Origin of the sequence: Salinibacter sp. 10B, from assembly GCF_002954405.1 — a bacterium.
Classification (GTDB): domain Bacteria; phylum Bacteroidota; class Rhodothermia; order Rhodothermales; family Salinibacteraceae; genus Salinibacter.
This window is the reverse complement of record NZ_MQWC01000004.1, coordinates 1,283,135-1,302,327: the sequence shown is the minus strand read 5'-3', so window position 1 is coordinate 1,302,327 and position 19,193 is coordinate 1,283,135. Positions and strand designations below refer to the sequence as shown.

The 19,193-nt window shown below is 61.4% G+C and carries 13 protein-coding genes; 10 read left to right on the top strand and 3 right to left on the bottom strand.

Features of this window, described 5'->3' with window-relative positions; genetic code table 11:
• The first annotated feature begins 100 nt into the window (after window positions 1-100).
• Window positions 101-1,879 (top strand): sulfate permease, encoded by a 1,779-nt coding sequence (sulP, locus tag BSZ35_RS05640; RefSeq protein ID WP_105011526.1) that lies wholly within the window; start codon window positions 101-103, stop codon window positions 1,877-1,879.
• Between the two features lie 118 nt (window positions 1,880-1,997).
• Window positions 1,998-2,411: a hypothetical protein gene (locus BSZ35_RS05635; protein ID WP_105011525.1), complete on the top strand. Its 414-nt coding sequence runs from the start codon at window positions 1,998-2,000 to the stop codon at window positions 2,409-2,411.
• A 31-nt stretch (window positions 2,412-2,442) separates the two neighbouring features.
• On the opposite strand, the gene BSZ35_RS05630 is transcribed toward BSZ35_RS05635, so the two are convergent.
• Window positions 2,443-3,486 carry a cation transporter gene (locus BSZ35_RS05630; RefSeq protein WP_105011524.1) on the bottom strand — a complete coding sequence of 348 codons (1,044 nt, stop codon included), beginning with the start codon at window positions 3,484-3,486 and terminating at the stop codon, window positions 2,443-2,445.
• A gap of 606 nt (window positions 3,487-4,092) precedes the next feature.
• Here BSZ35_RS05630 and BSZ35_RS05625 point away from each other — a divergent pair.
• The 6 genes from BSZ35_RS05625 (at window position 4,093) to BSZ35_RS05600 (ending at window position 14,866) form a co-directional block, all read left to right on the top strand.
• Window positions 4,093-5,391 (top strand): BamA/TamA family outer membrane protein, encoded by a 1,299-nt coding sequence (locus BSZ35_RS05625; RefSeq protein ID WP_181149194.1) that lies wholly within the window; start codon window positions 4,093-4,095, stop codon window positions 5,389-5,391.
• A gap of 8 nt (window positions 5,392-5,399) precedes the next feature.
• Window positions 5,400-7,181 carry a hypothetical protein gene (locus BSZ35_RS19205; protein ID WP_146110008.1) on the top strand — a complete coding sequence of 594 codons (1,782 nt, stop codon included), beginning with the start codon at window positions 5,400-5,402 and terminating at the stop codon, window positions 7,179-7,181.
• A 42-nt stretch (window positions 7,182-7,223) separates the two neighbouring features.
• On the top strand, window positions 7,224-8,567 hold the full coding sequence (locus BSZ35_RS05615; RefSeq protein ID WP_105011521.1) for an Npt1/Npt2 family nucleotide transporter: 1,344 nt from the start codon (window positions 7,224-7,226) through the stop codon (window positions 8,565-8,567).
• Between the two features lie 356 nt (window positions 8,568-8,923).
• A complete protein-coding gene (locus BSZ35_RS05610) occupies window positions 8,924-11,149 on the top strand; it encodes a patatin-like phospholipase family protein (RefSeq protein ID WP_105011520.1) in 2,226 nt (741 codons plus the stop codon).
• Between the two features lie 174 nt (window positions 11,150-11,323).
• A complete protein-coding gene (locus BSZ35_RS05605; protein WP_105011519.1) occupies window positions 11,324-12,091 on the top strand; it encodes a glucose 1-dehydrogenase in 768 nt (255 codons plus the stop codon).
• Between the two features lie 99 nt (window positions 12,092-12,190).
• Window positions 12,191-14,866 (top strand): cation-transporting P-type ATPase, encoded by a 2,676-nt coding sequence (locus BSZ35_RS05600; RefSeq protein ID WP_105011518.1) that lies wholly within the window; start codon window positions 12,191-12,193, stop codon window positions 14,864-14,866.
• 60 nt (window positions 14,867-14,926) lie between these two features.
• On the opposite strand, the gene BSZ35_RS05595 is transcribed toward BSZ35_RS05600, so the two are convergent.
• The gene (locus tag BSZ35_RS05595) at window positions 14,927-16,069 is read right to left on the bottom strand and encodes a phosphatidylinositol-specific phospholipase C1-like protein (RefSeq protein WP_181149193.1); all 1,143 of its coding nucleotides are present in this window, start codon (window positions 16,067-16,069) and stop codon (window positions 14,927-14,929) included.
• Between the two features lie 273 nt (window positions 16,070-16,342).
• Between BSZ35_RS05595 and BSZ35_RS05590 the strand changes: the two genes are divergently transcribed.
• Window positions 16,343-16,981, top strand: coding sequence for a class I SAM-dependent methyltransferase (locus BSZ35_RS05590; protein ID WP_105011516.1), 639 nt, complete (start codon window positions 16,343-16,345; stop codon window positions 16,979-16,981).
• A gap of 93 nt (window positions 16,982-17,074) precedes the next feature.
• Here the strand turns inward: BSZ35_RS05590 and BSZ35_RS05585 are convergent, their stop codons facing one another.
• The gene (locus tag BSZ35_RS05585) at window positions 17,075-18,154 is read right to left on the bottom strand and encodes a PA0069 family radical SAM protein (protein WP_105011515.1); all 1,080 of its coding nucleotides are present in this window, start codon (window positions 18,152-18,154) and stop codon (window positions 17,075-17,077) included.
• Between the two features lie 284 nt (window positions 18,155-18,438).
• On the opposite strand from BSZ35_RS05585, the gene BSZ35_RS05580 reads away from it, so the two are divergent.
• The gene (locus BSZ35_RS05580) at window positions 18,439-19,146 is read left to right on the top strand and encodes a hypothetical protein (RefSeq protein WP_105013744.1); all 708 of its coding nucleotides are present in this window, start codon (window positions 18,439-18,441) and stop codon (window positions 19,144-19,146) included.
• The last annotated feature ends 47 nt before the right edge of the window (window positions 19,147-19,193 follow it).

Here is a 19,193-nt window from a genome sequence, read left to right as displayed (position 1 = left end):
AGGGGATCAACTGAGGCAGTTGAGGTTTCTGCACGTGTGTTTGTTCAGAAACACGGGAAACGCGGTCGTCCGAGGATCTTTTCCATGATTGACACGGCTCATGCTCCAACGTGTAGGGACCTGGCTTCAGGGGTATCTCCCGATCTCTGAGTGGGTCTCCAACTACACGGCCGATCGGCTCCGGCGCGACGCCACGGCAGGCCTCACGGTGGGAACGATGCTGATCCCACAGGGCATGGCCTACGCCGTGATTGCGGGGATGCCGCCCATCTACGGCCTCTATGCGGGGCTCGTCCCGTTGCTGATCTACCCCCTGTTCGGGAGCTCACGACAACTGGCCATTGGGCCGGTGGCGATCGACATGCTCATCGTCGCCGCCGGGGTAGGCGCGCTGGCCCAGAGCGGAACCGAGCGGTACGTCGCGCTTGCGATTTTGCTGACGGCCATGGTGGGGGTGATTCAAGTTGCAATGGGAGGACTGCGGCTCGGCTTCGTGGCGGGGCTTCTCTCCCGCCCCGTGATCGCAGGGCTCACGTCTGCCGCCTCGCTGATTATTGCCTGCAGTCAGCTGGGAAATCTCCTTGGGGTCGAGCTCGGCCGCTCGCAGTACGTTCATGTGCTGCTCTGGGATGCCCTGCAGCACGCCGGAGACACGCATGGACTCACCCTTGGGCTCAGCGTGGGATGTATCGGGGTGTTGGTCGGGCTGTCTCGATGGTGGCCACGCGTGCCAGGGCCGCTGGTCGTGGTTGTGTTGGGGACGGTTGGCAGCTGGGGCCTTGGACTGGGGCAGGACGGGGTCGAAGTCATTGGCGCGATCCCGACGGGACTGCCGACCCCTGAGGTGTGGAGCACAAGTTTCTCGGACCTGAATGCACTGCTTCCGGCCGCCATTACCTTGGCCCTGGTGCAGTTTATGAAAGATGCCTCGCTCGGGCGCATCTTTGCGAAACGGCACGGATACAACATCAATCCCAATCAGGAGCTGATCGGGGTCGGTGCGGGCAATGTCGTCGGGAGCTTTTTTCAAGCCATTCCGGCGTCCGGGAGCTTCTCACGATCGGCGGTGAACGACCAGGCGGGAGCCCAAACGCCGCTGGCCAATGCGTTTGCGGCGGGCGTGATTGCCCTAACGTTGCTCTTCTTGACCCCGCTGTTCTATTATCTCCCCGTGCCGGCCCTGGCCGCGATTATTGTCGTGTCCGGCCTTGGACTCATCGACCTCCACGAGCTGCGGATGCTGTTTCGGGCCCGGCGACGGGACGGCTACATTGCCCTCTTTACGGCCGCGAGCACGCTCTTCATCGGAGTGCAAGAAGGAATCTTGCTGGGGATCGGGGCCTCCGTTCTTGGCGTTCTGTTTCGCATCAGCCGTCCGAATGTGGCCGAACTCGGGCACGTCCCGGGCACGCGTCGCTTTCGGGACGTGGATCGGTTCGAGCAAGCCATTCGCCTTCAGGACATCCTGATCCTCCGGGTTGATGCGGCCTACTCGTTTGCCAACTCTGACTATTTTCGGGACTTCCTGCTAGAAAAAAGCAAGCGGGAGGGACGCGACGTGAGTGTCGTGGTGGTGGACGGAAGCAGCATCAATGCGCTCGATACCACGGCCGTGGAGGCGCTCGATTCGGTTGCAAACCGGCTCGAAGAAGACGGGATCGAGGTGCACTTGACTGGTCTCATCGGGCCCGTTCGGGAAACGGTGCGCCGATCGGGGCTCTATGCTCGATTTGGGGCCGATCGCTTTCATCTCGACCCGCACGCAGCGGTCATGCAGGTGCTGAGGCGTTGGGATGCGGCGGATGGCGGGTCTCGGGTAGAAGAGTATCTCGCGACCACCGATCCTGAAAAGAAGGAAACCACCCCGGCGGCTTCCTAGCCTCGAGAGCGGACAGGGACAAACGACGTCTGGACCGGTAGTCTCACAAATTCTTGAAACAATCGGGTTGCCGTTCGATGCGGGTGCCCCCTTTTGGTTTCATAGACGCTCCAGACCCATGAGGACCGATCCCGAAGAGGAGTACATTCTCCGCTCTGCGCTCACCCTGCAGCGACGCACCTTGTGGCTTGGCACGATTGCCCTATACGACGACCGGCTGTCGATTACGGGGTGGAGTTGGACGGGGGCGGTCGACCACACACTGCCGCTCGATGAGATCCGTCTCGTTGAAATCTGGCCGGTGCCGCGAGGCGTGAATCTTGCGATTTTCCCTGAGCAGGGGGCCTCTCTTTATTGTCGAATTGCGGAGGACATTCTGCGTTGGGGACGTGCGTTTCGGGGCGAGGACCGGGTGAATCTGACGATGCAACCTGATCACTATCCCGCCTGTCCCGTCGGGATGTGGGCACGTCCGCCGCTGGTCGGTACGATTCCGGCTCCACCTTCGACCGGACGACGATCCTCGCTATGAGGGCATTGGGGGAGCGAGCGTGGCAGAGGCATCATCCTCCAGCCAGAAGAAGTGTAAAGGCTCCGAAGTACAGCACCAGGACCAGGAAACTTTCGAAGCCGATTCCCCAGACGCCCCATTTCTCTCGGCGGAGGAGGCCCATCAGCAAGATGCCGGTCAGCAGAAGCGTGAGGGCGATGATGAAGACCTGCTGGTCGGTAATGGCGTGGTAGATGGAGCCGGACCGGTAGCCTACATCCGAAAAGGCCACGAAGAGAACGTCGAAGCTATTTCCGCCGATGATGCCCCCGACCGCGAGGGTGAGTGCGCCCCGCCGAACTGCCGCGATGGCCGTCACGAGCTCCGGCAGCGAGGTGGAGATGGCCGTCAGGAGGCCGCCGACGACCGTGCCACTCAGGCCTGTTCGTACGGCGATTTGGCCTCCCGTCTTCGCGATGACGTATCCGGCAGTGCCTACGACGAGGGTCAGGAGCAGAAATCGGCTCCACAAAAACACGAGTGATCGGTTCGGTCCCGAGTGCGTCTCGGGGACATCCTCCTCCGTCTTGGCGGTTTGGCGAGGCATCCAGTACGGCTGGGATCGTGCCTCTGACACGAGATGGAGGCCAAAAAGATACGCCCCGATCAGGAGGGGAGAAAAGGGATGGACCCCGAAGAGCGCCAGGCGGGGCCCGGCCATGCCCAGCAGGGGAATCGACAGAATTGTGGAGAGCAAGGCCCCCTGCAGAAGATTTTCCACGGAGGCGGCCGCGTGCTCCAGGTTGGCGGGACGATAGGCAATGTCCGCAATTGCCAAAAAGACCGTTTGGGCCGCGATGCCCCCAATCGCGTTGCTGATGGCGAGGGCGGCACGTCCATCTACAGCAGCAGTGACCGACGTGGTAATGCCGGCGATTGAAGTCGCACTGCCGAGCAGGACGGCGCCGAAGATGGCTTCGCCGAGTCCAGTCAGATCTGCCAGCCGGTCCGCTGTGCTCGTCATGGCCGTTCCGGCAATCCCAATTATGAGGGCGGCACCGACGAACACGAGCGAGATGAGGGAGAGCGACAGCGTGCTCCAGGGAAAGAGCTGCATGATGGAAGAGGGGGCGAGTCGCCATTGAAATGCAAGAGCTCGGCGGGGGGCATGAAAGAGGGCTTCTAGAAGATGTTTGCGGTCTCTATGTTGGTTCGTGAGGCTTAGCTGGATGTTGACGTTTTCGGGGGATTGAACCTCACCTGTCCCATCGGATTGGGGGTTTTGACGGGATTGAATTCATGTTTCTTGTCTTCAAGATCTACACTATATCTGTTGACCTTCAGTCTCTGGAAGCGGGAAAGTGCGAACCAACGTGCCCAATGGCGGGCGTTGCCATTTTTAGTGGAGAATATTTCCTGTGGACAGTCGGATGTTTGGGGCCCAATCCCAGTTTGCTCTGTACAAGGCTGAGGCTGGCGAACGAAGAAAGATTGGTCGATTCTTTTCTGCCGATCAAGCGGGCGATTCCCGTGTTTGGCCTTCCTGTGGCTTATATTTACTCGATACCAACGGACCGGAGCCCGCGGCTCCCGCTAGGCAGGGTCATGGGGACAGTCGTGCCCGGAGGCGTTTTGATCGCAGTGCCAGAGCTTTCATCTTTCCGCTATGTTTTCTGGGAGATCCAGTAAATTGGTCATTCGAGGGCTTGCAGTCGCACTCGCGATGACATTGCTGCCCGGCATGGGGGCGTCGGCGCAGGGAGCGCAGCATGCGAGGGTCCAGGTGGATTCTACCCATACGCGCACCGTATACGTTACGGAGCAGTCGACCGCCGAAAAAATTCTCGCCGTGCCGTCGACCCTTCTGCACTGGACCACGCGTCCAATCGGGTGGGGCGTCATCTGGGCCGAGCGCAACGAGATTCCGTCTCGGGTAGAAGACTTCTTTTGGAATGACGCCCGAACGTTCGGCGTCTTTCCGACGGCTCGGCTCGGGGGGGCCACGTCGGGGGCCATCGGCCTTACGGTCCGCCACGAGCAGCTTTTCGGCACGAGGCGCGAGGCAGAAGCACGTGTTCTGTACAGCACGCCGGACAACCTCCGAGCCGACGCATTCTACACAAATCCTGCTCCGTTCGGGGAGGCCTCATTCATCGACGTGGCGACAACGTACCGCCTCGATTCTGACGAGAATCTGTTCCTGACGTCTGACCTCGGATTTCCGGGACTTGCATCCAACCAGCGGGAGACCAGTTATCGCACAGAACAGGTTGATCTGCGGCTGGGGATTGGGGCCAACCCTCGTCAACGGGGAGGCCTCTCGGGGCTTGGCTGGGGGCTCTTTGCGCGGTATGAGCGCATCGATGTGGGGCGGGGCGAGGGTAGAGGGGCATCCCGCTTTCCCGTGTCGCTGCCAGGGGTGGGGCGTACCACGCTCGTGTCGACGGGGGCATCGCTCCTGGTCGAACAAATCCGAGGAGGACGAGACGGCCGGCCGCGCACCCTTTCGGGCAGACGGTTTTATCTCTCCTATGACTTTACACACAGCCTCAACGACACCCCGCTCAGTTATCACCGTCTTCTCGGGGAGTGGCAGCGGATCGTCCCGCTTCCGGTTTTTGGGCCGTACCGACGGCTCGTATTCCGTACGCGACTGGAGCAGTTGTTTCCCGTGCCGGGGGCGGCTGTACCCTTCTACAAGCTGCCGGTGCTGGGCAGCGCGGACCTGTTGCGTGGGGCCGAGCAAAATCGGCTGCGTGGGGATGGCACGGTGCTGTTCACGCTCGAGTACCGGTATCCAATCTGGAAAACGTGGGACGCGCTTCTCTTCGTGGATAGTGGGCAAGCGTTTGATGAGGTCGGTGAAATTGCACCGGCCGACTTCCGATGGTCCGCCGGGATGGGGGTGCGCGTCTATGCCGGGTCGGGGGTGTCGCTCCGCCTCGATGTCGGAGTAAGCACCAGCGGTGTCCGCGTGTTTTCCAAGACCGGGTCCAGTTTCGCGATTGGCACGAGACGATAGGAACGCTCATGATCTTTTCTCGCCTCATACCGACGATTATCGGCACGGCCGTACTGCTGGTCGTGCTCGGGGGATGCGCGTCGACCAGCCGTCCCTATACGCTCGGATCGATCCGAACCGTCGACCCGGACACGATGGCGATCCCGGAGCCGGAGGATAAGCCCGAGAATGAGCTTTGGGACCGGATCGATATGACGGTCGTGCATCAGCTCGAAAAGCCCCTTGACCTACACTGGACGGGGCGACAGATTGGGCGGGCCATTGGGGCTGCCGGGCCCCGGGAGGCCGACAACGTAAACGTGCTTGGGGAACCGCCCAATTCCAGTTGGTATACCCGTCGCCACTACTACCGGGAGATGAGCCCGGAGGCGTTGGCCCGGGGGCCGAATACGACCGGCGGTCCGGCGTCCGCAGGCGCGTGGACGATTGTCAGCGGAAAGTTTGAAGGGGCCTCTCCGGGTTTTGTGATCGAAGACGACCGCGGCGACCGGTATCTCTTCAAGTTTGATCGCCCGGCGTTTGCCGAGTTGAGCTCGGCGGCAGAGGTCATTTCCACGAAGATCCTGTACGCCGCCGGGTACCACGTGCCTGAAAATTACGTCGTCTACTTCAATCCGGCGCGGCTGCGCGTTGGAGAGGACGCGGAGGTGGCGGAAGAGGGGCGGCGGCGCCCGATGACGGAGACGGACGTGCAACGAATGCTGGCGGATCTTCCACGGACGGAGGCCGGCAGGGTGCGGGCCATGGCCAGCAAGTATGTGGACGGACGGCCGGTGGGCATCTGGGAATTCGAGGGCACCCGGGAGGACGACCCCAACGATCGCGTATGGCACCAACATCGGCGCGAGTTGCGCGGCCTGCGCATCATCGGTTCGTGGATCAATGATGCGGATCGCCGGGCGGCCAACACGCTGGCTGTGTATACCGACCAGCGATACATTAAGCACTACCTTCTCGACATGGGCGGCACGCTTGGCTCACGGGCGGGCGGCCCGAAGACGTCCATGCACGGCTACGAGTATCTGGTCGACCCACTAGAGATCACAAAGTCCACGCTTACGTTCGGTCTCTACGACCGTCCCTGGCTCTTTGTCGACACGGATTCACTCATTCGGTATCCGTCGGTCGGCTACTTTGAGGCTGAGCTCTTCGATCCGGGAGCCTGGGTGCCGACCCATCCGAACCCGGCCTTCGAAAAAGCGACGCTCCGCGATGCCTTCTGGGGCGCGAAGATCGTGATGAGTTTCACGGACGAAGACCTCCGAGCGATTGTTGAAACGGGCAGACTCACCAACCCGGCTGCGGAGGCGCATCTCCTTGAGATTCTGAAGGCGCGCCGGGATAAGATTGGAGCGTACTGGTTCGACCGAGTCAATCCGCTGGATCGGTTTCGGATAGAGCGTTCCTCGCCGGAGGCGGTTACGGCATCGGACGCGGAGGCGCGGGGGACTGTGGGGGCCTGGCTTCGCTTCGACGATCGGGCCGTCACCGGGGGCTTGGCACACGAGAAGGGGACACGCTACGAGTACAGCATGTACCACGGGGAACAGCGGCTGACGATGCGTCAGGAGATCTCCTCCCCCGCCCTTCCCCTTGTAGTGCCGGACGCAACCACGCTCAGCACGGCGATACGGCAGACCCGTCCAGACGCGCCCGACGAATGGGTCGTCCGCGTTGAGGTTCGGACGATTCGAGCCGATGGGGAGGCTCCGGGGCAGCCGATCGACGTGTACGTTCAGGTTCAGCCCGATCGGGCACCTCGCGTCGTGGGGATTCGGCGGTCTGAATGAGCGTCCGTGCCGATAATTTTTTCATTTTCCGAATAGGGCCCCATGCTTGACCGCCTGAAAGACGAATTTTTTGACATCCGGCGCGAGGAGTGGCCGACGGCCCTCGCGCTGTCGTTCTTTTTCTTTCTGGTGATCGCCGTCTTCTGGGTGTTTAAGCCGATCAAGCGGGGACTGATGCTCACGTTCTACGACGACCGGGCGTTTCGGCTGTTCGGCTTTTACATCGAGGCCTTTGGGGGAGCCGAGGCGGAACAGGTGGGGAAGACCCTCAACATGATCGTGGTGTACGGCGTGGTGGTGCTCTTCACGATTCTGGTGCGACGCTTCAAGCGCCAGCAGGTGGTCTACATCTTTTGTGCTTTGCTGACGGCCGGGACGATCATATTCTCTTTTGCAATTACTGACCTCGACGCCCCCACCGTCTGGGGGTTCTACGTCTTCGGTGACATCTTCAATTCAATTATGGTCGCGTCCTTCTGGGCCTTCACGAACGACGTAATTCGGCCACAGCAGTCGAAGCGGCTCTACGGGCTCATTGGGTTGGGCGGCGTACTGGGAGGACTCGTGGGGGCGACGTACGTGAGCACTCGTGTCGACGTGCTGGGACGACAGTCGCTCCTCTGGGGGGCCGCACTCGCCATCGTGGCCGTCGCGGGCATTGCTTACTACGTCAATCGTCGGGAAGGGGGCGTCTCTAATCAGGAAGCGCCGGACGCGGGGACGGAAGTGGCCTCCACAAGTGCAGTGTTTGAAGGGGCCAAAATCGTCTTTCAGTCGAAGTACCTACTGGCGATTTTGGGCATCATCGGCCTGTACGAGATTGTCTCCAACATTGTCGACTATCAGCTGGCAAAGGCCATTGAGATGGCAGTGGCCAGCGGGGTGAATTACGACGCTGCGTTCGGATTTGTGGGCGTGTTGACGAACGTGGTCTCCGTTGGGGTACAGCTCTTTCTGACGAGCTTCGTGATGAAGCGATTCGGCATCGGAACGGCCCTTCTGTTTCTTCCCGTGGCCATCTTGATGGGATCTGTTGCGTACCTTGCCGTGCCGTTCCTCGGGGCTGCGGTCTTCATGTCTGTGTCGGACAACAGCCTGAATTACTCGATTAACCAGTCAGCCAAGGAAGCCTTGTATACGCCCACGTCCCGGGACGCGAAGTACAAGGGAAAGGCGTTTATCGATATGTTTGTCCAGCGCTTCGCGAAGGTGGTCGCCGTGGGGCTAAACCTGGCGTTTGCAGCCTTCGTTGGGGCAGCGGGGGCCCGTTGGCTGTCGGTGGCGAGTATCGTCGTGCTCATTGCGTGGATTATGCTGGTCCGGTTTGCGGGAGGGCAGTTTACGGAACGGGCCGAGGAGGCCTCCTCCATGCAGCCGGTCTCCTAGTGGGCCGTCAAACCGAAGGGGGCAGGGACCGAATTCTGAACGTTGACCTGAAGGCTGTTTCTCGGGTTGAATGCAGTCCGTCAACCAACGCTCGGACTCGACTTGGGAAACGGGACGCACCACTGGTGCCCGTAGCGCGTCTCAGTCTCGTCGACTTCTTGCTTCATGCCCGACGGTCGCCCGCTATTTTGGCACGGTGGGCACGGTGCCTCGCTGCTGCACCGATGGCCTTGCCTGTTGAGCAGCCCCGTCCAGAGCAGCGGATGGAGCGTACGGAGGAAGGCTGAAGTGGAGGCCGTTGTTCTCTTTTCGACGTTCCAAACCCATCGACTCCGTTTCTACCCATACGACGCTTGATGAATATTCGACTGCCCCGCTGGCTGGGACTTGTGGTGGTGTTTGCTGTTCTGGGGACACCCGCGGCTGCACAGGAGGGGACTCGACCGGCAGCCCGCGCCCAATCGCAGGACTCGCTCCGCGTCGGACTGGCACTGAGCGGCGGAGGCGCCAAGGGATTTGCGCACATCGGCGTCCTGAAAACCCTCGAGAAGTTGGACGTGCCCGTCGATGTCGTGACGGGGACCAGCATGGGGGCTGTTGTGGGCGGTCTGTACGCCGGAGGGTACGATCCGACATCGCTGGATTCGATTGCCAACGCTCAGGACTGGAGAGACGTGTTCAGTGATGCCGCCCGGCGTCGGCTCCGCCCGCTCGATCAGCGCGTGAGCGACGAGCGCACTCTCATCTCCCTTCCGCTGGACGGGGGTGGCATTCGATTGCCGTCCGGCCTCATCGCGGGACAGCGCGTGTCCCAGCTGCTCAATCGACTGCTTCTTCCCATCAGTCACGTGCGCGACTTTACCGCGTTGCCGGTTTCGTTTGGCGCCGTGGCGACGGACATTGAGACGGGGGACGGGAGGCTCTTTACCGAAGGCTATCTGCCGCGTGTGATCCGGGCGTCCATGGCCATTCCAAGTGTGTTTGCGCCGACGGAAATTGGAAGTCGAACGTACATCGACGGGGGCGTTGCCCGCAACCTGCCTGCCGGAGATGCTCGGGCGTTGGGGGCCAATCTCTTGATTTGCTCCAACGTGGGCAATCCACTTTTGCCCGCCGACAGCCTGTCGAGCTTCGTGGACGTTTTAATGCAGGCCATGTGGTATCGGGCAGCGGCCTCAACCCAGAAGCAGCTAAAGAAGTGCGACGTCACCATAGAGCCGGACATGCAGAACTACGGCATGTTCAGTTTCGACAGTACCGCCGCTATTGTGGAGCGCGGGCGCCGGGCCGCATCTACCCACCGGTCCGCGCTTGCGGCACTGGCCGATTCCGCAGGAGGACAACGACCATCCTCACGACGTCCAATCGACCGGACCTGGCGGGCGTCCATCAGGGAGATCCGTGTTGAGGGCGTTAGTCCTCTTCTGGCCCAACGTGTGCGCGCCCTTTTGGACATTTCCCCGCCAGCGAGCCGAACGGCGGAGGAACTGACCACGGCAATTGAACGCGTGTACGCGATGGACCTTTTCAGTCAGGTCACCTACCGGCTGGCCCCCCATGAGACAGGAGGAGCTTCAGTCACGCTCGTGGTGGAGGCTGAGCGACGTACGCAGGAGCGTCTGCGCCTCGGCCTGCGGTACAGCAGTGCGTACCGGGCGTCTATTCTCCTCAATGCCTCGTTTCGGGATCAGCTTGGAATTGGAGCAACGTCCGAGGTGGATCTGCGTCTGGGAGAGGTCCTACGGGCCGGACTGCGCTACACCGTCCCGGTAAGTTTCCAGCCCCGCCTGGGGATGACGCTGGAAGCAGGGGGGCGGCGCCTTCCCATCGATCTGTTTTCGGGGGGGCGGCGCACGTCGAGTGTACAGGTAAACGTCCTGGAAGGCGGGCTCCAGTTCGGGGGGACATTTCTAAACGACTACGCAGTGGCGTTCGGCGTGACGGGGGAGGGTTTTGCGATCGAGGAGGATGTGGGGGGAGGAAATCGGTTCAGAGACAAAGAAGGACTTCTACTGGGGGAGGCCATGCTCTATGTCGACACTTTCAATCGGGCAAGCTTCGCCACCTCCGGAGCCCAGTTACTGCTCCGGTCCTCGGGAACGAATGATGCGGTGGTCAGCAGCCGCACATTTTCGCAGCACCTCGTGGAGGGAGAAGGACGAATCCCCATCACGACGCGCCTGACGGGCATCGGCACCACAGTCCTGGGCCGAAGTTCGGGGGACGCCTTGCCCTTGTACCGACGGTACTATCTCGGTGGGGGTGTTTCTTCTCGAATGTTTTCGGACCATCAGTTTCGTCACCTTGGCTATGCGGTGCAGGAGCTCTCAGGGCGAAGCGTTCAGGCGTTTGGCCTCGGGCTTCAGGTGGCGTTGCCGGAGGACCTCTTCGTCAGTATGCGGTGGAACACCGCTCGGGTGGCCGAGCAGTGGGACTGGGCCCCGAGCGTGGAGGCCTTCGACAGCGGGTTCGGTCTCACGTTGGGAGCGAACACCCTGCTTGGGCCCGTGGAAGTCACCCTCATGAGTCAACGGGTGGGAGGTCCCTACGCCGCGGGGATCGAGGTAGGACGCGACTTTTGAGGGCCGACGTCCCCCATTACGCGCCGGTGTGTCCGGAAAAGATCTACATGTATATAGTGAGATCCCGGACAACACCTCCACGTCCTTTTTCCTTTTCTGCATGTCCAACGACAATGGAAGATATTATCCTCGTCGTAGACATCGTGATCATTTCCACCAATCGACTCAACTATTATGGGACGTGTAGAAGGAAAAACCATCATTGTAACCGGTGCGGCACACGGCATTGGGAAAGCGACGGCACAGCGTTTGGCCGAAGAAGGGGCATCCGTTGCCATCACTGACGTCGACGACGAGGCCGGAGAGGCAGCCGTTGACGCCATCAACAAGAACGGCGGAACGGCCCAGTACTGGTCCCTGGACGTGACCGACGAGGCGGCCGTCGAAGAGGTATTTGCCGACGTGGTGGACGCCTTTGGGAGCCTTGATGTTCTCGTAAACAACGCGGGCATCACGGGGGCCGACAAACCGACACACGAACTCACCAAGGAGGAGTGGAACGAGGTGATGGACGTAAATGTGAATGGGGTGTTTTACGGTACCAAACACGCCGTGCCGCATATGCAAGACGCGGGCGGTGGGAGCATCATCAACCTGTCATCCATTTACGGCATCGTGGGGGCCGAAGACATTCCCCCGTATCATGCCTCCAAGGGAGCGGTTCGGACGATGACAAAAACCGATGCCCTGAATTACGCCGACGACAACATCCGCGTCAATTCGGTCCATCCCGGATTTATCTGGACGCCACTGGTAGAGGAGTTTCTCCGGGAGCAGGGCGACGTTGAAGAAGGGCGGAAGCAGCTTGACGCCCTCCACCCGATCGGACACGTCGGAGAGCCGGACGACATTGCCAACGGCATCCTCTTCCTCGCGTCCGAGGAATCAAAGTTCATGACGGGCTCGGAGCTGGTTATCGACGGAGGATACACGGCGAAATAACGACTCTAGTCGTTCCGGCATCTCGTCACGAATCCTCGTCGGACCCGCATCGGCGGATACTGGGGCCGTACGCTCAATTTCACCGCATTCCGACCCACTATGAGTGAACCGGTCGTTTCCGATTCCCCCTCTACGGAACAGCGGGCCGATCCTGGCGAGACGCCCTGGAGTGCAGAGCCCTCTTCGGTGCTTGAGGCCGTCGGAGGAAGTTCGGCGGGGCTTGATTCGGAGACGGCCGAGCGGCGCCTCAACACGCTGGGCCCCAACCGCCTGCGCGAGATTGAGCATCGAAGCGTGGCGACCATTCTGTGGGAGCAGTTCAAGAGCCTCGTTGTACTGCTGCTGGTGGCAGCGATGGGGGTCTCGTTCGTCTTTGGCCAGACGATCGAGGCCCTCGCTATTGCTGTTGTTCTTCTCCTCAACACGGCCATCGGCTTTTTTACTGAATGGCGGGCGGTTCGCTCGATGGAGGCGCTCCAAGAACTTGGGCAGGTCACGGCTCGGGTCCGACGAGACGGCAGCGAAATGGTGATCTCCGCCGAAGAAGTGGTGCCGGGAGACGTTGTGCATCTGCAGAGCGGCGATTTGGTGCCGGCCGATCTTCGTCTGATAGAGGGGGATCGATTGCAGGTGGACGAGTCCGCTCTCACGGGGGAGTCGGTGCCGGTGGCCAAGGATGCGGCTCCGGTGGCGCAGGACGCCCCACTCGCGGAGCGGACCTGCATGGCCTATAAGGGCACTGCCGTCACTGAGGGGGATGCCTGGGGCATCGTAGTGGCCACGGGGATGGAGACGGAGCTTGGGGCCATCTCCGAGATGGTCGAAACCGCTGAGGGAGGGGATACCCCATTGGAGCAAAAGCTCGATCGCCTGGGGCACCGTCTCGTGTGGCTCACCGTGGGCATTGCTGGGGCCGTGGCCGTCGCCGGCCTTTTGGCCGGGCGCCCTTTGCTCTTAATGATCGAGACCGGCATTGCCTTGGCCGTGGCGGCCATTCCGGAAGGATTGCCCATTGTGGCCACCGTGGCATTGGCGCACGGCATGTGGGTGATGCTTCGCCGCAATGCATACGTGCGGCGCCTCTCGGTGGTCGAGACGTTGGGGGCCACGACGCTCATCGCGACTGACAAAACGGGCACCCTTACCGAGAATCGAATGACGGCGCAACGGATGGTGATGGCCGACCGGACGGTGGAGCTTGATCCTCCGATCGAGGCGACGGAAGGGCGACTCCGGCAGGCGATCGAGGTAGGGGCGCTCTGCAACGGGGCCGAGCGGGACGCGGAGGACCCGTCACAGAGTACGGGGGACCCGTTGGAACTCGCGCTTTTAGAGCTGGGAGCGGAGGCGGGACGGTCTCGGGAAACTCTTCTAGAGGAGAGGTCACTCGTCCGGACGGTGGGGTTTACCCGAGACACGAACATGATGGCCACCTATCACGAGTCCGACGGGGCGTGTCTGGTGGCGGTGAAGGGATCGCCCGAGGCAGTATTGGAGGCGTCGACCCATGTTTGGGGCCCCGACGAACGGAGACCGCTTGACGAAAATGGACGACGAGAGTGGGCTGAGCGGAGCGAGAATCTTGCCGAGAAGGGCCTTCGGGTTCTCGCTCTGGCCCGCAAGACCGTTGACCAGCCGGATACGTCCCCCTATACGGATCTTGAGCTTCTGGGACTGGTAGGCCTGATGGATCCTCCTCGGACCGACGTGCGGCCCGTCATTGAGCGTTGCCAGAAGGCCGGCATCCGGGTGGTGATGGTAACGGGCGATCATCCGGAAACAGCCCGGGCCATTGCCGAGGCCGTAGGGCTTCACGTCAATGAGCATTCGGTGGAGAGGGGAGAAGACTTCATCTCTATTGACCGTCTGGACGAAGAACACCGTGAGCGGTTGCGCCGCACCGCCGTTTTTGCACGGGTGACCCCAAAGCAGAAGCTCGACCTAGTCAATCTCTTTCAGGAGGCCGGTCAAGTGGTGGCTATGACCGGCGATGGGGTGAACGATGCCCCGGCCCTGCGCAGCGCTGATATCGGAGTGGCGATGGGGCAGCGGGGGACCGATGTGGCGCGGGAGGCGGCCGACATGGTACTGCAAGACGATGCTTTTTCCTCGATTGTGGAGGCCGTCCGGCAGGGGCGCATTATTTTCGACAACATCCGAAAATTTGTCGTTTATCTTCTGTCGGGCAACGTCGGCGAGATTCTGGCAGTGGGCGGCGCCGCCACGTTTGGGTTTCCGCTGCCGCTCCTCCCGCTCCAGATTCTTTATCTAAACGTACTCAACGATGTCTTCCCGGCCCTGGCACTTGGGGTGGGGCGGGGCACCGAGCAGGCGATGGATCGGTCGCCCCGGGACCCGGAGGAGCCGGTCGTAACTTCGTACCACTGGGGCCTCATCGGCGGGTATGGGCTTGTCATTGCGCTCACCATCCTCGGGGCATTCGCGGTGGCGCTGGGCGGGTTGGGTATGGAGACCGAACGGGCTGTCACTGTGTCGTTCCTCACGCTCTCCATCAGTCGGTTGCTTCACGTTTTCAATATGCGGACGCCGACGAGTGGGGTATTCCACAATGAAATCACCCGTACTCCCTACGTGTGGGGGGCCCTCGGGCTGTGTCTGGCGCTCCTCTTGCTGGCGGTGTACTGGGCGCCGCTGGCGACTATTCTCTCAGTTGTGCCTCCGGGACTGGATGGATGGCTGGTGATTGGGGGAGCGAGCTTCGTGCCCCTTCTCGTTGGGCAGATCTATCTTGGCTGGCAGGCACTGCGGATGTGAGCCGCCGGGCAGCGTTGTCGAGTCTGCGGATTGAACACGACGGTGTCCCCAGGAGGCTGGCTACTTGTGTAAATCGTCCGTCTGGCACTCCGGTGGGGCCGTCACCGGATTGCAGCGGGCCGGTTTGCCTCCGGGCAAAGAGACCTTATAGCCGGTGCCCAGCTCCGGATCGGGCCGATAGTAGTCGGTGCTGATCACGTGGGCTCCACTCGCAAACGCCGCCTCCCGGCGTCGGATGTTGCCCGTTCGGGCCTCCACCGTGTTGGCGTCGGCCCGGGTGCGAACGAGGTAGCCCTCTCTCACGAGCCGACGGATCTGGTCACCGTGCTCGATGGGTTCGTTCACGATGTGGAAGGCTGCCTCTGGACTGTCTTCAGGGGCGTCGGCAAACATGGCCCGGCCCTGGAGAGAGGGATGTCCCTTGCGGTACGCCTCGAGCTTGCGACCCGTCTCGTCCAGAACGAACAACACGTGGCCCCGCGCCTCCGACAGGAGGGGCCACTGCTCGTTTCGGACGGCTGCACGGAGGGTTGGTGCTGTTCCCCGGACGTCGTCAGGTGTAATCAACTCGTCGGCACTGAACACGGAGCGGATCTCGGCGTCCAGGGCGGCGAAGGCGGTGGAGTCGAAGGGCAGCGGCTCGGTAAAGCCGGGACGCCCGATCGAGTCGTCCTTGGCGTTGAGCGTGATGATAATCGAGACGTGGCGTGGGTGTGCAGTCGACCAGATTTGTACCTCCCGGAGACAGCGCTGGAAGGTGAGGCAGTTGCTGCGAAAATCAAGACCCTGCACGTGCAGGACTTTAAAGCCCATTGTGTCCATGCGTTCGTTCGGGTCATAGGGCGCGCCGGGCGGCAGCCCCTGTTTTTTCACGAGGGTACGGCCGTAGGGATCAGCGTAGCGTCCGCCGTTTGGATCGTAGTAGACGTCCAGCTCGAGGCTCCGGAGCCCAAACTGGAGCTGCTCCTGGAGCGGGGGATGGGCGTAGTCCAGGGCTCGTGCGGTTTCGGGACGGCGCTGCCGCAGGATTTGCATAAGAGAGCTGTCGATGGCAGCCTTGTAGCTGTTGTGACTGCCCAGGACCTGAAGGTCGTTGAGCCGCAGGGACGGTGGCGATTGGGCAGGGGCTGGGGGAGGAAGTAGGAGCAGGCTGCCCACTGCAAGCGAAAGAAAAAGACCGACGAGGACCGTTCGGGTATTCATGACGGGGGAGGATCGTATGGCGTCAATTGTGGTGATTTCACCCGCGCTGTGGCAGGCGCACGTCCGTCGACGGGGCGAGGGCAGAGACGTCGGGCTGGGTCCGCACGCCGCCCCAGTCGAATTGATTACAAGCGTTCGAAGACGACTGCACATCTGCAAGTCTATTGTAAATACGGCATTATGCTCCAGTTCGGAACCCATTTTCTGAGCACCGGAATATCGAACGGACAGAAACAGATTGCTCCAGCTCTATCCTGAATATGACGTGCGGATATGTCCTCGAACTCACCCCGCCCCAGCAGTCAGCCTTCGTTTTGGGACGAGCGCTACGCCGCGAATGATCACCTCTTCGGCACGGAGCCGAATGCGTTCGTGGCGTCGCAGGTCCACCATCTTCCGCCGGGAGGCGACGTGCTTGAGTTGGCGGCCGGAGAGGGCCGGACGCTGGCGTACGTGGCAGAGGAGCGGGGGGCAGCTTGTACGGCCCTGGACTTTTCGCGAAAAGCCTTGGAGGTATGTGAGCAATGGGCCCACGAGTACAATCTTCCGATGGACACGCGTATGGCCGACGTGCGTACCTGGACGCCGGATCGACAGTGGGATGCCGTTCTTGTGACCTTTCTTCAGTTACTGCCGGACGAGCGGACGGCGCTCTATCGCACGATTCGACGGTCGCTTCGACCGGGCGGGATCGTAATTGGGGAGTGGTTCCGGCCCGATCATCTCAGCGGCAATTACGATCGTCTCGGTCCCAGCACGGAGGACCGCATGGTGCCGGTGGCCGAGCTGCGCGCGGCGTTTGGCGAGGACGAGCTCCTGCGGTGTGAGCCCGTTGACGTGACGCTGGAAGAGGGGCCGTTGCTGCGGGGAGAGGCAGCCGTGGCGCGGCTGGTCGCGCGGCGGGCGACATGAGATGTGGACGTGTGACGGTCCGGAGGAATGGAGGCACCCGGGCACATTTCTCTTTTGCCCCTTCATTCTTTAGCGAAGCGTGCATCGTTGAGATCAGCCAGAAGACTCAAACAACCCTATTTGCCCGCCGGATCGCCGTCGGAAGGCGCCGGTGTTGAGGGGAGGAGAGGAACCGTCGAGTTCATGCTTCTTCCGGGCGAGTCGGAAGAGGTCGCCAATCGTATCGGCCCAGAGTCCTTCTCCTGTCATGCGCGTCCCGAAATCCTCCGCAGTGAGATCCTCGCCCCGTAGGCTCCGCAGTCGGTTGAGCACGCGTTCCTTGCGATGGGGGGCATGACGGTCGAGCCAGTCTACGAACACCTCGCGGACGGCACCGGGGAGGCGAAGCACGGTGTAGCCGGCAGTGGTCGCACCCCGCTCGGCTGCAGCCTCCAGGATGCGGGGCACTTCCTCGTCCGTTAGGCCCGGCACGATGGGAGCCGCATTCACGCCGACAGGCACGCCTGCGGCGGCACACGCCTCGATCGTGCGGAGGCGGAGCGGGGGACGGGCCGCCCGCGGTTCCATCGCCCCGGCCAGCGCATTGTCGAGCGTAGTCACAGACACCGTCAGTCGCACACCGTTCCAGTCGGCCATTTCCTCCAGTATGTCTAGGTCGCGGGTGACCAGGCCGTTTTTGGTGATGAGCATGACTGGGTTGCGGTGATAGGCACAGACCCTCAGGATCTCCCGCGTAATCTCTAGCTCTCGCTCGGCCGGCTGGTAGGGATCAGTGTTGCCCGAGAGGCAGATTGGGGTGGGGGACCAGCTCTCCTTTTGGAATGTCTCCGATAGCAACTCGGGCGCGTTTTTCTTCACCAGGATGCGCGTTTCAAAGTCCAGTCCGGCGGAGAAGCCGAGGTATTCGTGGGTGGGGCGGGCGTAGCAGTAAACGCACCCATGCTCGCATCCTCGGTACGGATTAATACTGTACCGAAAGGGGACATCCGGGCTCTCATTGGTAGAGAGAATGGATTGGGTCGGATCGTGGAAGTACGTCGTTTCCACCTGCCGCCGCTCTTCCTCGTCCAGTGCCGCAGGGTCGAGGTCGATGTGCAGGGGCTCGTACTGAGTCGCCGGATTGGTACGGGCTCCACGTCCTTGACGAGCCGGGGTCTCGGGAAGGTCGTCCATAGCAGAGTGAGAAAAGAAAACATATTTCACACATATAAGAGAAGAGTTGTGGGCTAGACTGTCAACACATGCCGGATCCGGCAATTGCTTTCAGGTACGAGAGATGCATCTGTAGCGCTTTTGGAGTCCAACGGCGATACAGATTTCGTTTCCGTCCCCGAACAATGCTGAAGGAGTTGGTATCCCTCGTCACAAAACCAGCTTCGGGTACCGATCCCCTCGATTTTGCAGATGTCGGTCCCTACGTTGAAGGCTCGTATTCTTTTTCTGGACTCTCTCGATCGATGGGACATCCTTCTTCTAAGGACGGCCTTGTGCTGATGTGGAGTGGGGGCAAAGACGCCATGCTGACCCTCGACGTTCTGCACAGCCAGTCGCCGCGTCGCGTGACGGCGCTTCTCACGACAGTTGTAGAGGAGGTAGAAACCGTGACGATGCATGGTACGCCGCTCTCGTTGATCGAGCGGCAGGCCGACGCGCTTGGCATTCCGCTACACGTGATGCGCGTGCCCCCGAATGCATCCAACGCCACCTATGAAGAACGGCTCGAACGGGCGCTCGGGCCGCTCCTGGCAGACAGCAGTCGCACAGTCGCGGCGGGGGATCTCTTCTTGGAAGACGTGAAGGCCTACCGCGAGAACGTGCTTCGTACGATTGGGGCCACGCCGCTCTTCCCGCTTTGGAAGCGAGACACGACGTGGCTCGCCCATCGCTTTGTGAAGCGGGGCTACCGTGCCATGGTGACCTCCGTTGATACGGTGCAGCTCGACCCGTCGTTTGTCGGACGTTCGTACGATGAGGCCTTTCTCGACGATTTACCAGACGCGGTGGATCCGTGTGGGGAGCACGGGGCGTTCCACACCTTCGTAGCGGATGGCCCCCCGTTTCACGAGCCCGTGTCGGTGGACGTGGGGGAGCAGCACGGAGAGGGACGAATGCGCTACGTTCGGCTTCGAGGTGCCGATTGGGGAGTGGAAGGGGAGGACAAATAAAAACCCCTCCGCCCCAGATCGGGACGGAGGGGTGTGATGTCGTTAAA